The following is a 12940-nucleotide window of genomic DNA, read 5'->3' as shown; positions in this document are numbered from 1 at the left end:
GCGCAATCTACGAAGACCGACATGCACGAGAGACGTAGATGCCAACCCTGCCGCAGCTTTCAGTCGTCGACGCAAAAGGCGCGATCGATAGACGCGAGATTTCCTGCCTGGAATACGTTCAGGCGCTGGTCGATCAACAGGCCAAAACCGAGTCGCTGAACGGGTTCGTGTATTTCAACGCCGAGGCGCTGTTGCAAGCAGCGCGGGCGCACGATGAAGCGCTCGCAGCCCGAACTGGCCGGATGTCACTTGCCGGCATTCCGTTGGCCATCAAGGACAACATCGACTGTGCGGGCATGCCGACAGCCGCTGGAACGGCAGCGCTCCGCCACGCCGTACCGCGAGCGAACGCGCCGGTCGTGGCACGCGTGATCGAGGCCGGTGCGCTGGCAGCCGGCAAAGCCAACATGCACGAACTCGCTTTCGGCTGCACCAACGACAACGGATGTTTTGGCCCGGCCCGGAATCCGTATGACCCGTCCAGAATTCCCGGTGGAAGCAGCGGTGGGTCTGCCGTGCTGGTGGCGAGCGGTGCGGTGCCGGCGGCGCTCGGCACCGACACGGGCGGATCGGTACGGATACCGGCGGCGCTGTGCGGACTGGTCGGCTTTCGTCCTACGCATGGACGCTATCCGTCCGGGGGCGTCGTACCGATATCGCCCACGCGTGACACGGTCGGCCCGATTGCCCGCACCGTCTCCGACGTGATACTGCTGGACGAGATCCTGTCGGGAAGTGATTCAGCGCTTCCCGTGATCGACGGCGAACGTGACTTTCGCCTGGCAGTCCCGTACTCGACGATGTGGGAGGGGCTGTCGCCCGATGCCCGGCCGGTACTCGAACGTGCGCTGCAGCAGCTCGAGGAAGCCGACTTCGAACTGGTCGACGTGGACCTGCGACGTTATCCGTTTTTCCGTGCGAAGAAGAACGCCACCATCCCTTTCTTCGAATTTGCCGGTGCCGTGGCGCGCTATCTGGAAGCAGGCGGCGTAGCCGTGACGTTCCCGGAGATCGTCGCCCGCATCGAGAGCCCGGATGTGGCCCGAATCGTCGGCCACATCCTCGGGGGCGGTGCGATTTCCGCGACCGAATACGCCGAAGCGCTTCTCGCGCGAGAGCAGTCGCGCACGTCGTACGTGGCGTGTCTTCGCGAAGTGGACGCAGACGCACTGCTGTTTCCCACAGTCCTGATTCCGGCCTGCAGCATCGGCGCTGAAACGGTGGTGGTCGGGTCCGAAGCGCTCGATGTCTTTGCCGCATACACACGAAATACCGAACCGGGCAGCAACGCAGGGGTACCCGGTATCACCGTGCCGGCAGGTCTGACCCAGGATGGGCTCCCGGTTGGATTGGCGCTGGACGGTGCTCCGTATTCGGATCAGCGAATTCTGCAGATCGGCAAGGAAATGGAGCGTGTCCTGTGTGCCGCGACGTTCCCGCGTCTCGACGCACCCGTTTGAACCATCCGGCAACGGCTTAACGAGAAAGGCAAGCAAATGAATCGTCGAAATGTCCTGAAGAGTATTGCGCTCGGTGCTGCAAGTGCCGCGGTGGGCGTTGGCGGGCTCGTGCCGGCATCGGTACGCGCGGCAAATCAGCCGCTGAAGTTGGCGCTGATGGCGCCGATGAGCGGGCCGGCCGCATTCTTCGGCCAAGCCTGCAAAAACAGCGCAGCGATGGCAATCGCGGAGATCAACGCGCGCGGGGGCGTGTTGGGGCGCCCGCTCGAGTTGCTGGTGGGCGACGCCGGCGCAGCACCTTCCGAGTCGGCGCAGACGGCGCTCCGCCTCTGGAAGCGCGACAAGGCGGAGGTCTTCGTCGGATCGCACGACAGTGCCGTGCGCACGGCGCTGGAAAGTCTGTTCCGAGGCCTGGTGCCATACTTCTATACGCCGATGTACGAGGGGGGCGATTGCGCGAAGGGGACGTTCTTCGTCGGCGAGACGCCCGCGCAGCAACTGACGCCGGTCATTCCGTGGCTGACCGCCCAACACCAGATCAAGCGCTGGTTCCTGATCGGCAACGACTACATCTGGCCGCGCAAGTCGAACGAAGTGGCGAAGAGGGCGATTCAGGGTGCCGGCGCGACCGTGGTCGGCGAAGAGTACGTGCCGTTCGACGTCGACAACTTCGACGCGGTACTCGGCAAGATCCGGGACAGCAAGGCAGATGCGGTGTTCATTACGCTGGTGGGCGGCTCGGCCGTCACGTTCAACAGAAGTTTTGCGAGCTTCGGTCTCAGCGACAAGATGATCCGTTTCGGCACGATGATCGAGGAAAACACGTTGATCGGCATCGGTGCGTCCAACGCCAGGAACCTCTACTCGGCTTCCGGCTTTTTCTCGACGCCGACCGCCACGTCCGCGCAGTTTCTGGAGCGCTATCACAAGCAGTTCGGCGCTTCGGCGGTATTGAGCAGCATTGGCGAGTCGACATACGAAGGCATCCTGATGTATGACGCGATGGCCAGGAAGGCGAATGCCGTGTCGATCGGCGAGCTGACGAAGGCGTCCGATGGGGCCAGTTACAAAGGCCCGCGCGGCGTGGTGACGATGAAGTCCCGCAATGTGACGGCCGACATCTTCCTCGCTAAGGCATCGGGCGCCCGCTACGACATCGTCAAGACGTTCTCGCAACTCGGCTCGGCCGAGACCTGTGCGAGCGGAGCGGGCGCGGGTTAACGTCATGCTGCTTTCCTATCTTCTCAATCTCGGGTACGCGTGTGCGGCCCTCGCGCTCACGACGATAGGCCTGGCCATCGTGTTCGGCCTGCTGGGCGTGCTGAACATGGCGCATGGCGAGTTCATCATGCTCGGCGCGTACTCGGTTGTCGTCGTGCAGCGTCTCGGGTTACCTGCCTTGCTTGCCATACCTTTGGCGATCGTCGTATGCGCCGCCGTCGGATGGATCGTCGAACGCCTGCTGGTGCGTCCTTTGTATCAGCGGCCATTCGATACCTTGCTCGCAACCTGGGGCGTTTCGATCCTGCTGCGCGAAGGCGTGGTCGCATTGTTCGGAAAGGGTTACCAGGACGTGGCCGGTGTGGATGGCGCATCGATCGATGTCTTGGGCACGCCGTATCCGGCATTCCGGCTCGCGATGATGTTCGCGGTGGGCCTCGCATTCGCCGGGCTCGCGGCATGGTACAGCCGCAGCCAGACGGGCGCGCGGATCCGAGGCATGGTCGCGAATCCCCTTCTTGCGAAGGCGGCCGGCATCAACACGACGCGACTGGCCAGCGGCACTTTCATCACGGGTGTGGTGCTGGCCGGACTGGCGGGGGTGCTGCTCGCACCGATCGTGCGGGTCGAGCCGTACATGGGCCTCGACTATCTGCTCAATTCGTTTTTCGTGCTCGTCGTCGGTGGCCTGGGCAGCTTGCTCGGTCTCGCGGTAGGCACGTTCGTCATCGGCGGAACGCAGGTCGCGGTGTCGAGTTTCATCGATCAGACGTCGGGTTATACGGCTGTTCTGATCCTGTCCATCTATTTCTTGTGGAGTCGCCCAAATGGCCTCGTCTCGCGCCGTTGAAACGGCCCTCCAGGTTGCCACGGCGGCGATTCTTCTGAGCTTGCCGCTGTGGGCCGGCGACTACAGCGCAAACCAGATCGGGCTGCTGTTGCTGTATGGAATGGCGACGCAAAGCGTTGCCTTGTGCTGGGGGAATTCGGGTTTCTTGCCGCTCGGCCAAAGCCTGTTCTTCGGGCTGGGCGCGTATGTCAGCGCGTTTGTATTGCGCTCCGCGGGCGCGGCCGGCGGCGAATGGCAGATCATTCTGCTTCCGCTTGCCATAGCGGCGCCGGCGGCGCTGGCCTATGCGATCGGATTCATCGTCTTTTCGCGCCGGATCGACAGCGGGCCGTTTTTTTCGTTGATTACTCTCGCGTTGTGCATGTTGGGGTTTCTGCTGGCCAATCAATGGAGCAGCGTGACCGGCGGTTTCAACGGGCTCACCGATATCCCCGATCTGCCGATGACCGACCGGTATGGAAATCTGTATTACGTGATCGCAGCGGCTGCGGTCGGGGTCACGGCACTGATCACTTGGCTGAACCGCAGACCGATCGGGACGCTCTGGGCAGCGATTTCGGAGAATGAAGATCGCCTCCAGTTTTTTGGATTTGCGACGCACAAGCTGAAGGCGGCCGCTTTCGGCCTCTCGGGCGCGATCGCGGGTTTGGGCGGCGCCCTGTATGCGCCGCACGAGGGTCTGGTCGGTCCGCAGGCGGTCGGCGTGGCATTGTCGGCGCAGTTCGTCATCTGGGCGGCCGTCGGCGGAAAGCGCAGTCCATTGGGCGCGCAACTCGGCGCCGTCGTGATCGGACTGCTCGCCGCGACGTGGCGTGACCTGTTCACCTATTGGGAAGTGCTGGTCGCGCTGATTTTCATCGGTGTGGTGCGGCTATTTCCCGATGGCCTGGCCGGCGCGGCGGCCGCGCTTGCGCGCATGGCCGGTCTGCGCGTCGCGAGCCCCATTCCGGAGAAACGGATCGATGCGCACGACATCGCGACGATCGACCTGCGACCGGCTCAATCCACGCTGCTCAGTTTCAGGAAGGTGGAAGTCAGCCAGGGCGGCGTCAACATCCTCAACGGGCTTGATCTCGAGGTGGGAGCAGGGGGCGTCAATTGTTTCATTGGTCCCAACGGCGCCGGGAAGACGTCGACGTTCAACGCAATGACGGGCCGCTTGCCGGTTCGTTCCGGTGAAATCCACTTTCGCGGGGCCGAGATTTCGTCCTCGCCGGCGTGGCAGGTCGCCCGACTGGGCGTCGGCCGCAAGTTCCAGATTCCGTCGGTTTTTGCGCAGTTGTCCGTCAACGAGAATCTTCAGATCGCGCTGTGGGCGAACCGGATCCGTCCTCGAGAGATGGTGGCCGCGGCGCCGCTGCATTGGAATTCGCTTCAACGCGTTCGCACACTCGAAAAATTCGGATTTCTCGAATCGAATATGGCCGTTCGTGCGGGGGATCTTTCTCAAGGGATGCGCCAGATGCTGGAGTTCGCGATGGTGGCGATCACCGAGCCGCGTCTTTTGCTGCTCGACGAACCGTGCGCCGGTCTCTCGGCGCACGAAACCCGTCACATGATGGACGCGATCACGTCGACCGTAAGCGAACTGGACGCGTCGGCCATCGTGATCGAGCACGACATGAGCGCACTCGAAAAGATCGCCGACAACGTGGTGGTCCTGCATCAAGGCAGAAGCCTCGCGGTCGGATCTTTGGCACAGGTCAAGATGTCGGAAGACGTCAAGGCCGTCTACTCGGGAGGAAGAAAGTGAGCGAGCGCCTGGGAGAAGCCATGCTGAGGTTTTCGTCGATCGTCGCGGGCTACGGCGACACGATGGTGCTCAAGGGGATCAGCGGCGAGGTGGCCGCAGGTAGCGTACTGGGCGTATTCGGCCGCAACGGCGTGGGCAAGTCGACGCTCATGCGCGCTTTGGCCGGCGTCATCCAGCCCGCGTCCGGTACGGTCACCGTCAACGGCAGCGAAGTGGGCAAAGTGCCGTCGCATCAACGGCGACGTTTGGGGATGAGCTATGCGCCGCAGGAGCGGGTCGTCTTCGACAATTTGAGCGTCGCGGACAACCTGACACTCGGATTCAAGACCCGAAGCCTGGACGCATACGACGATCTCTTCCGGATTTTCCCGCGGCTGAAGGAACGCTTGTTCCAACCGGCCGGGAAGTTGAGCGGTGGTGAAAAAAAGTTACTTTCCTTCGCCAGGGTCATCGCAGAGCGTTCGCCTCTCACGCTGATCGACGAGCCGTCGGAAGGTGTTCAGCAGGAGAATCTGGAGCTGATGGCGTCGGTCATCCGGTCTCGAATCGCGGACGGAGCGGCGTTCGTGGTCGTCGAACAGAATCTGACGTTTCTCACGTCGATCGCCGACCATTTCATCGGTCTGGATCATGGAGAGGTCGTGCTGTCGGGCGACTCGATCGATATGTCTCGCGACCGGCTCGAAGCGGTGTTGGCAGTCTAGTCTCCCGTATCGGGCGATTCGTCTCATCGTGCGTACGTGGCCGTCGACCGCACCGTTCAATCGTCACGACGGCGCGGTCGTGACGGCCGCGGCGACGCAGGCAGCAAGCTCCGCGCGGTTGGAGAATCCCTTCTTGTCCATGATCCGCCGCAAATGGGTGCGCACGGTCGACAGGCTGATGCAGAGAAGACGGCCGATATCCTGATCGGTACAACCCTTTGCGACCAGCTGCGCGATCTCGCTCTCACGGTCCGTGAGTCCCGTTGCGCTGCCTGCCCGACGTTTGATCGCGCGGCAAAGGAACGGTTCGATCGCATCGAGCACGAGTTTGTCGCGCATCTCGAACTCAGGCCGATTCCTCGTTCGCCAGATTCTCAGATCGCTGAGCTGGCGTTCGCCGTCGAAGACAAACACGTTGATCCCGTGATGCAAACCGTCCTGCGCGAGAAACTCGTTGTAGAACTCGCTTTTCTCCAGTGCAGGCCGGTCCATCACTTCCTCCACCAACGTGGCCCTGCGCAGCTTGCAGAGTTGCGCCGTCATCGGGTCATTGTGCTGGTACCAGCTCGTATAACGACGCACGTGATCCGAATCGACGTTGACCGCAATCGGGTCGACATAGGTTCCTTTTTCGGCATCCCAGTTGTAGGAGACGCAGAAATCGGATCGCAGCAGCCGGGTCAAGTCTGACAAAACGACGCGCCTGACATCCACGATCGGTCCGAGCTCTTCGAGCCGTCCGATGATGTCGCCGAAAAGTCGGAGTTCGTCGAGCGTGAGATCGTGAACTTGTGGCTTCAAGGGTGCCTCATCGGTGGGAAGAATCAGGAGACAGCATGCGTGACAGCCTTGAAAGACTGGTTCGCATTACACACCAAGCATAGCAGCGCAAAAAATCCTGATCAGCAACGAACTTTGCTGCCTCTGTCCGTCCGTTGTATTCATGCCGCAGTCAGGTGCACTGCCTATTGCGGATCGGATGGGACGCTCGCGCGGGGCCTGAATTTCGTGAGCGCAGGCTCAGTCCGGAATGTCCCTGTCGACATTTCTAACGATGGGGCTCAAAAAACGCGGCTCATAGAGTAGACGCACAGTGGGAAGCGGACGTGCTGAGCCTGTTCGTTGTAGAGGCGAGCTGGAGAATTACCCGGAGACGCCTGCCCATTGACCAAACGATTCCGACGCATTTCCGGCGGGACGTTTTCCTCAGTCATTTCGTCAACGAAAACTACGCCATAAAATTAGGAAAGCGATATGAATACGGTCATCAAGCGAAGCATGGTGGTGTGCGCCGCGGTTGGGTGTGGCGTGGCACATGCGCAGTCGTCAGTGACGCTGTACGGGCTGGTGGATGCCGGCATCACGTACACGAACAATGCGAAATCGAGCACGGGACATGGTGCGCTCGTGCAGTTTACGTCTGGGTCCTCGCAGGGAGATCGTTGGGGGCTGACGGGTAAAGAGGATCTGGGTGGCGGGCTTAAGGCGATCTTCACGCTCGAAAGCGGTTTTCAACTTTCCAACGGCGCGTTGGCGCAGAGCGGGCTGTTGTTCAATCGCGCAGCCTTTGTCGGCCTTGACGGGCGCTTCGGCACGCTGACGCTCGGGCGGCAATACGACTTCATCGGTGATATTTTCCCGGCATACTCGATTGCGGGCAACACGGCGGCGGGTATTTTGGGCTGGGGAATCCCGGCGTATGCGGCTGGCGGGTATACGCTCGATAACCGACTGTGGGGCGACAACATCAATAACTCGGTGAAGTATCTGTCGCCCACGATTTCGGGTTTCAGTGTCGGCGCCATGTATGGTTTCGGCAATGTCGCCGGCTCGTTGGGCACCAACAGTTCGATGAATTTTCTGCTGAACTACAGCCAAGGCGGGCTTGCCGCATCGCTGTCGTATTTCAAGCAGCATAACGCGACGACTTCCGCGAATTTGACCGAGTACGCCGGTGGCGCAACTTACAGCCTGGGGAAAGCCCAGATATTCGGCGTGGTGACCGATGTCCAGCTGAGCAGCGGGACCCAGGCTCGGGCGCTGACCTATGACGGCGGCATGACATACTTTGTCAGGCCCGATATTTCGCTCGGAGCAGGGTTCCAGTTTCAACAGCGTAACAACGGAGTTGGCAGCGCGAATCAGATAACCATCGGTGCGGATTACTTCATTTCCAAGCGAACGGACGTTTATTTCGTTGGCGCGCTCGCGCACGATCATGCACACGGCGCTCAAATCGAGGCTGCGCTCGGATCGCCGTCCAGCACGAGTTTTCAGACCGCAGCGCGGATCGGCATTCGGCACAAGTTCTGACGGTTGCGGGCCGAGAACGATGGCGAACAGCGTGGGGCGCCGACTGGGATGTCGTGTGGCGGCTGATCGAACTCGGTGCCCGCACCGATACGCCCAAGGCAGCGGTCGGGCTGGTCGGGATATTCAAGATTCCCCGCGCCACCTTGCCGGACAGCCCGATATACCCCTTCAAAGTGAAGGTATGGTTGGTCTCGATGGCGCGCCAGGACGTGTGGCACTCATACAGCTTCTCGCAGGCCAGCGTCGGCCCGAAATCGGCGTAGCGATCACGGATGATCGACAGTGCCCGATCGGCCAGATCAGCGTCCAGCCGCCGATTACCGGGACGCCACGCTTGCGCGAAGCCAGTCCGGCCGGGCCAGCAGCCCGATACCGGGCGACCAGCCGTTCTACCTGGCGCACGCTCAGGCCCAGCCGTTCGGCTGCACGCCCGGGCTTCAAACCCATATCCACCACGGCCTGGATCACCTTGAGTCGATCAAGCTCTCGCATCGTCAGTGTCACCAATCCGGCTGGCTGCATGGTCGGCTCCCGCGCTTGCTCAACGAGCCGTCCAGCATGCCAGCAGTCAAAAACACGACATCTGTAAATAGCCAGAACACGACATTAGGATATGGCTGCCACACCCATTTGATTGATAACACGCATTATGTCAATTTGCATCGACATAAGTACCGTCCGCACGCAGTCTGCGGCCCTACGGTCCGCCAAGGCTCGAACATCGCCGTGAGCGATCAGCAAGATCCCCCGAATCACCTCTCGTAGTTGTCATGCGATCCTCGCTCGCCGACGCCCATCGACATTTAATGACTCCACGTCACAACCAGAAGATATCAAAAGCATAAAAAATTGATTTTACGGCACGCGGATCATCAACAATATAAATCAATATTCAATAAAAAATGATCTCGACCATCCACTTAACTCGAGATCTCATCGCCCGCACTCCTTACAATCCTGCCACGACGATAAAGCCGCACAGCGTCGCGGTGACACGCCGTAGAGACATCGCCCCGTTATCGCCATCGACACGATCATTTCAAATTCCTCACCAAATCCCGACTTGATTAACGGCAACGATATGAAAAATTAATAACAAAGAAAATATCTTGTAATTATAAAAATCACCTCCTAGCATCCCCCTGCTGTTCGCGACATGTCTTGTTTAAAAGTCATCACTTGATGCATTCCTCGAACAAACCCACTCATAACCTGGGGAATTACATGAAGAAACTGTCTCGACTGCTGCCCATCACCGCGATTACCGTCGCGAGTCTCAGCGCTTTTGCGCAGGCCGGCGACCAGCCGGCCGCGGTCGACAAGGCGCTGCAACTGATCCAGCAGAACCCGACCACCTTCAGCGTGGCGGCCAGCGGCGCGGCACGCACGTTGAAGTTCGCCGGACCGCAAGCAGGCGCCCCAACCGACGGCGACCAGTTCCAGGTGCGTGACGTGATCGTCGATCCCGACGGCACCGAGCACGTGCGCTTCGATCGCTTCCACGCGGGCCTGCCCGTGATCGGCGGCGACGTGGTCGTCCATTCGCGCAACGGGCAGTTGAAGCAGGCAAGCGTGACGCAGCTCGCACCGATCAATCTCGCCGGCACGATCGGCAAGGTCGGCAACCGCGCCGTGGTACGCAACGCACCCGACGTAGGCGCGACGCGGGCCAGACACATCGCGGCCGCGCGCTTCAACTCCGACGTGCGCCGCGTCGATGACCCGGAACTCGTCGTGTTCGCCCGCGACGTCACGCCGACGCTGGCCTATGCGGTACGCGTCTACGGCAAGTCGACCGACACGCACGGCGACGCCGTGCTGTACTACGTCGACGCCCGCACCGGCGCCGTGCTCGGCACAGGACCTGATCAAGACCGCCGCCGCGACCGGCACCGGCCGGTCGCTGTACTACGGCAACCTGACGCTCACGACGGACCAGACCGGCACGAACGCATACCGGATGCTCGATCCGGGCCGCGGCGGCGGCTCGGTCTACGATGGCCGCGGCCTGAGCTCGGACGAGGTCGAGCAAGCGACCGACCTGCCGATCTTCACGAGCAGCACGAACGTGTGGGGCAACAACACGACCACCGACCGGCAGACGGTTGCGGCAGACATCGACTACGGGCTCGCGTTGACTTGGGACTACTACAAGACCGCGCACAATCGCAACGGCATCTTCAACGACGGTCGCGGCGTGAGAAGCTACGCTCACGTGGTGTTCAATACCGGCAGCGGCACGACCGGCGCGAACGCGGCATGGCTGTCGTCGCGCGTGATGGCGTACGGCGACGGCGAGCCGGGCACGCGCCTGCCGAAACCCGTGGTGTCGGTCGACGTCGCCGGGCACGAGATGAGTCACGGCGTGACCGAAGCCACCGCCAACCTGAACTATTCGGGCGACGCGGGCGGCCTGAACGAGGCGACGTCCGACATTTTCGGCACGCTCGTGAAGTTCTACGCGAACAACCCGAACGATCCCGGCAACTATGTGATCGGCGCGCGCGTGGTGAGCGGCGGCCTGCGCAAGATGTACAAGCAGGATCTCGACGGCCGGTCGTTCAGCTGCTACCCGTCGGGCGGCTTCTCATGGTCGAATCCGCGCCACGATCCGCACTTCACGTCGGGGGTCGGCAACCGCTTCTTCTACCTGCTGTCGGAAGGGCCGTCGGTGCCGTCGACCGACACCGGCCTGTCGAGAGCGCAACTGGTCTGCAACGGCGACACGACGTTCAGCGGGCTGGGTCGCGACAAGGCCGGCAAGATCTGGTACCGGACGCTCACCGTGTACCTGAACGCCAACTCGAGCTACCCGAACGCGCGGCGTGCGTCGATCCAGGCGGCGAACGACCTGTACGGCTCGAACTCGGCCGAAAGCGCGACGGTCGCGCGCGCATGGAGTGCTGTCGGGGTGAATTGACGGCGCTTGTGGATACGTCGAACGCCAGAGGTCGCGTGATGGTGCTTCGCTTCGGAAGAAAGCGATTCGGTAGTGGTCACGCGGCGCTCGGATAAATGACGGGAACGTGCTGACCGACCGCCTGCGCATGCAGGCGGTCGGTGGACTGTGTGTTCTTGCAGTCAGACGCCCGCCCCCGCCCCCCCGCCCCCGGGACCGCGCATGTTCCAGGCTCCGGGAGATTCCTTCGTCGACGGTCCGCCGCCAGGCCTATGTCTTCCGACGCAACCTGCTTCGCCCCTAACCGGCAAGCGCTTTCCGCTTCAGCGCATCACTCGCCGCCACCGTCGGATTGAACGACGTATCCCACAACGGCGCGACATGCGCCGGCCCGTCCAGCACACCGATGCGCGCAAACACGTCCGCGACCTGCTGGTGCTGCGCGACCACGTCGGGCGTCACCGGCAGCAGCGCGTAGTCTTCGCTGCGCTGGTCGAACATCGCGACGAGATCGGCAACCGGCACACGCGTCTCATGATTCTGCGCGATAGCGTAGTCGCGAAAATGCCCGTTCGCCCACGCATACGCACGCCGGAACCGCAGCAGCAAATCACCGGTCGCCGCGCGGCGACGCGCATCGTCGAGCGTGCGCGGATTCGCATACACCGGGAAATTGCCCGACAGATAACCCTTTCCCGTCTTGAGCACGCGGGCGCCGTAGCGGTTGCGCGCGAGCTGGCCGTTGTAGCCGTATATCGCCCATGCGTCGATGTCGCCGCGATCGTACGCGGACAACCCGTCGGTCGGCGACAGGTTGATCGGCTGGATGTCGTCGAAGCTGAGGCCGGCTTCCGCCAGTTGTCGATACAGGAAATAGTGCGACGTCGTCGCGCGCACGTAGCCGACGCGCTTGCCCTTCAGATCCGCGATGCTGCGGATCGGCGTGTCCTTGCGCGCGAGCGTGACCTGGTTGTTCAGGTCTTCGCGCACGCGCGAGATGAATCTCACATTGGCTTTCTGGCGCGCGGCGAACACGGCGGGAATTTCGCTACCCGAACCGATATCGAGTGCATCCGCATTGAGCGCCTCGATGTGCAGCACGCCGTTGTTCAACTCGCGCCAGTCGATCCGGTATGGCGTGTTGTCGAGCCCGGCCGCATGCAGCAGCGCGCGCCAGCCGCCCTTGTAGGTCGCGACGCGCAACGTCGTGCCGGCGAGATCGGCATCGGCGTCCGGCACGGCAAACGCAGCCAATGGATGCGCCGCGACTGCGGCGCCGGCTAGCAGCAGGCGGCGACGTACCGCCGACATTGACGACATCGGATGCTCCTGTCGATCGGATGGAACCGGATGGAAAGCGAAACCGCCGCGTCAATGCAGCGCCGGAAAGCCGTGGCGTTCGGCCAGCAATTCGAGAATGCGGCGCGCGTCGGCGACGAAGCGCACGTCGCCGAGCGTCTGCGCGTCGTCCGGCGCGGGCTGGTCGCGGCCCAGCACGAGCACCGGCAGGCCCTGATGCGCGTCGTCGAGCGCGTCGATCACAGCGGGCCGCGGCCGCTCGAAACCGACGCGCTTCACGTCGATACGCTTGGCGAGATCGGGCGCGCTCGCGAGCATCCCTTCGATCGTCAGTCCATGCGGGCAGACGAAACGCTGGCCCGGATGCTTCGGATCGGCAAAGCCCGGTGCCAGCAGAAACAGTACATCTCGACTCATGTCAAACGGCTCCTTTCTCGTTGA

General features: G+C 62.1%; 10 protein-coding genes and 2 pseudogenes. 8 read left to right on the top strand and 4 right to left on the bottom strand.

Annotation, left to right across the window (positions count from 1 at the left end; translation table 11 throughout):
- Positions 1-38 precede the first annotated feature (38 nt).
- From iaaH to CFB49_RS32685, 5 genes are read left to right on the top strand one after another with little or no spacing between them, the layout of a single operon-like run.
- Complete coding sequence (gene iaaH, locus CFB49_RS32705) at positions 39-1460, top strand: indoleacetamide hydrolase (RefSeq protein ID WP_089493443.1); 1422 nt, start codon at positions 39-41, stop codon at positions 1458-1460.
- Between the two features lie 36 nt (positions 1461-1496).
- Positions 1497-2681, top strand: coding sequence for a substrate-binding domain-containing protein (locus CFB49_RS32700; RefSeq protein WP_089493442.1), 1185 nt, complete (start codon positions 1497-1499; stop codon positions 2679-2681).
- A gap of 4 nt (positions 2682-2685) precedes the next feature.
- Complete coding sequence (locus tag CFB49_RS32695; protein WP_089437823.1) at positions 2686-3531, top strand: branched-chain amino acid ABC transporter permease; 846 nt, start codon at positions 2686-2688, stop codon at positions 3529-3531.
- Positions 3509-5284: a branched-chain amino acid ABC transporter ATP-binding protein/permease gene (locus CFB49_RS32690; RefSeq protein ID WP_089493441.1), complete on the top strand. Its 1776-nt coding sequence runs from the start codon at positions 3509-3511 to the stop codon at positions 5282-5284. The genes CFB49_RS32695 and CFB49_RS32690 overlap by 23 nt, the downstream gene beginning before the upstream one ends.
- Positions 5281-5988 (top strand): ABC transporter ATP-binding protein, encoded by a 708-nt coding sequence (locus CFB49_RS32685; RefSeq protein ID WP_256979938.1) that lies wholly within the window; start codon positions 5281-5283, stop codon positions 5986-5988. The genes CFB49_RS32690 and CFB49_RS32685 overlap by 4 nt, the downstream gene beginning before the upstream one ends.
- 63 nt (positions 5989-6051) lie before the next feature.
- On the opposite strand, the gene CFB49_RS32680 is transcribed toward CFB49_RS32685, so the two are convergent.
- Complete coding sequence (locus CFB49_RS32680) at positions 6052-6789, bottom strand: helix-turn-helix transcriptional regulator (RefSeq protein WP_039350043.1); 738 nt, start codon at positions 6787-6789, stop codon at positions 6052-6054.
- A 453-nt stretch (positions 6790-7242) separates the two neighbouring features.
- Between CFB49_RS32680 and CFB49_RS32675 the strand changes: the two genes are divergently transcribed.
- Positions 7243-8301 (top strand): porin, encoded by a 1059-nt coding sequence (locus CFB49_RS32675; protein WP_084044419.1) that lies wholly within the window; start codon positions 7243-7245, stop codon positions 8299-8301.
- A gap of 53 nt (positions 8302-8354) precedes the next feature.
- Entirely contained in the window at positions 8355-8564 is a 210-nt protein-coding gene (locus tag CFB49_RS36565) for a hypothetical protein (protein ID WP_179234975.1), read from the top strand.
- Here the strand turns inward: CFB49_RS36565 and CFB49_RS32670 are convergent.
- Positions 8489-8823, bottom strand: a pseudogene (locus tag CFB49_RS32670) (helix-turn-helix domain-containing protein); the annotation flags it as partial. The gene CFB49_RS36565 and the pseudogene CFB49_RS32670 overlap by 76 nt on opposite strands.
- 702 nt (positions 8824-9525) lie before the next feature.
- Between CFB49_RS32670 and CFB49_RS32665 the strand changes: the two are divergent.
- Positions 9526-11221 (top strand): annotated as a pseudogene (locus CFB49_RS32665) (M4 family metallopeptidase).
- A gap of 279 nt (positions 11222-11500) precedes the next feature.
- Here the strand turns inward: CFB49_RS32665 and CFB49_RS32660 are convergent.
- Together CFB49_RS32660 and CFB49_RS32655 are read right to left on the bottom strand one after the other, a co-directional pair.
- On the bottom strand, positions 11501-12520 hold the full coding sequence (locus tag CFB49_RS32660) for an ABC transporter substrate-binding protein (protein ID WP_089493439.1): 1020 nt from the start codon (positions 12518-12520) through the stop codon (positions 11501-11503).
- 51 nt (positions 12521-12571) lie between these two features.
- Positions 12572-12916 (bottom strand): DUF3088 domain-containing protein, encoded by a 345-nt coding sequence (locus tag CFB49_RS32655; RefSeq protein WP_089493438.1) that lies wholly within the window; start codon positions 12914-12916, stop codon positions 12572-12574.
- Between the last annotated feature and the right edge of the window lie 24 nt (positions 12917-12940).

This window comes from Burkholderia sp. AU17457 (assembly GCF_002223255.1).
GTDB classification, from domain to species: domain Bacteria; phylum Pseudomonadota; class Gammaproteobacteria; order Burkholderiales; family Burkholderiaceae; genus Burkholderia; species Burkholderia sola.
This window is presented reverse-complemented; position numbering and strand designations above follow the sequence as displayed.

Bases quoted from the DNA above. Each gene is read 5' to 3' on its own strand.
- CFB49_RS32695 (WP_089437823.1), top strand. From the start codon at position 2,686: ATGCTGCTTTCCTATCTTCTCAATCTCGGGTACGCGTGTGCGGCCCTC.
- iaaH (WP_089493443.1), top strand. From the start codon at position 39: ATGCCAACCCTGCCGCAGCTTTCAGTCGTCGACGCAAAAGGCGCGATC.
- CFB49_RS32690 (WP_089493441.1), top strand. From the start codon at position 3,509: ATGGCCTCGTCTCGCGCCGTTGAAACGGCCCTCCAGGTTGCCACGGCG.
- CFB49_RS32700 (WP_089493442.1), top strand. From the start codon at position 1,497: ATGAATCGTCGAAATGTCCTGAAGAGTATTGCGCTCGGTGCTGCAAGT.
- CFB49_RS32660 (WP_089493439.1), bottom strand. From the start codon at position 12,520: ATGTCGTCAATGTCGGCGGTACGTCGCCGCCTGCTGCTAGCCGGCGCC.
- CFB49_RS32655 (WP_089493438.1), bottom strand. From the start codon at position 12,916: ATGAGTCGAGATGTACTGTTTCTGCTGGCACCGGGCTTTGCCGATCCG.
- CFB49_RS32675 (WP_084044419.1), top strand. From the start codon at position 7,243: ATGAATACGGTCATCAAGCGAAGCATGGTGGTGTGCGCCGCGGTTGGG.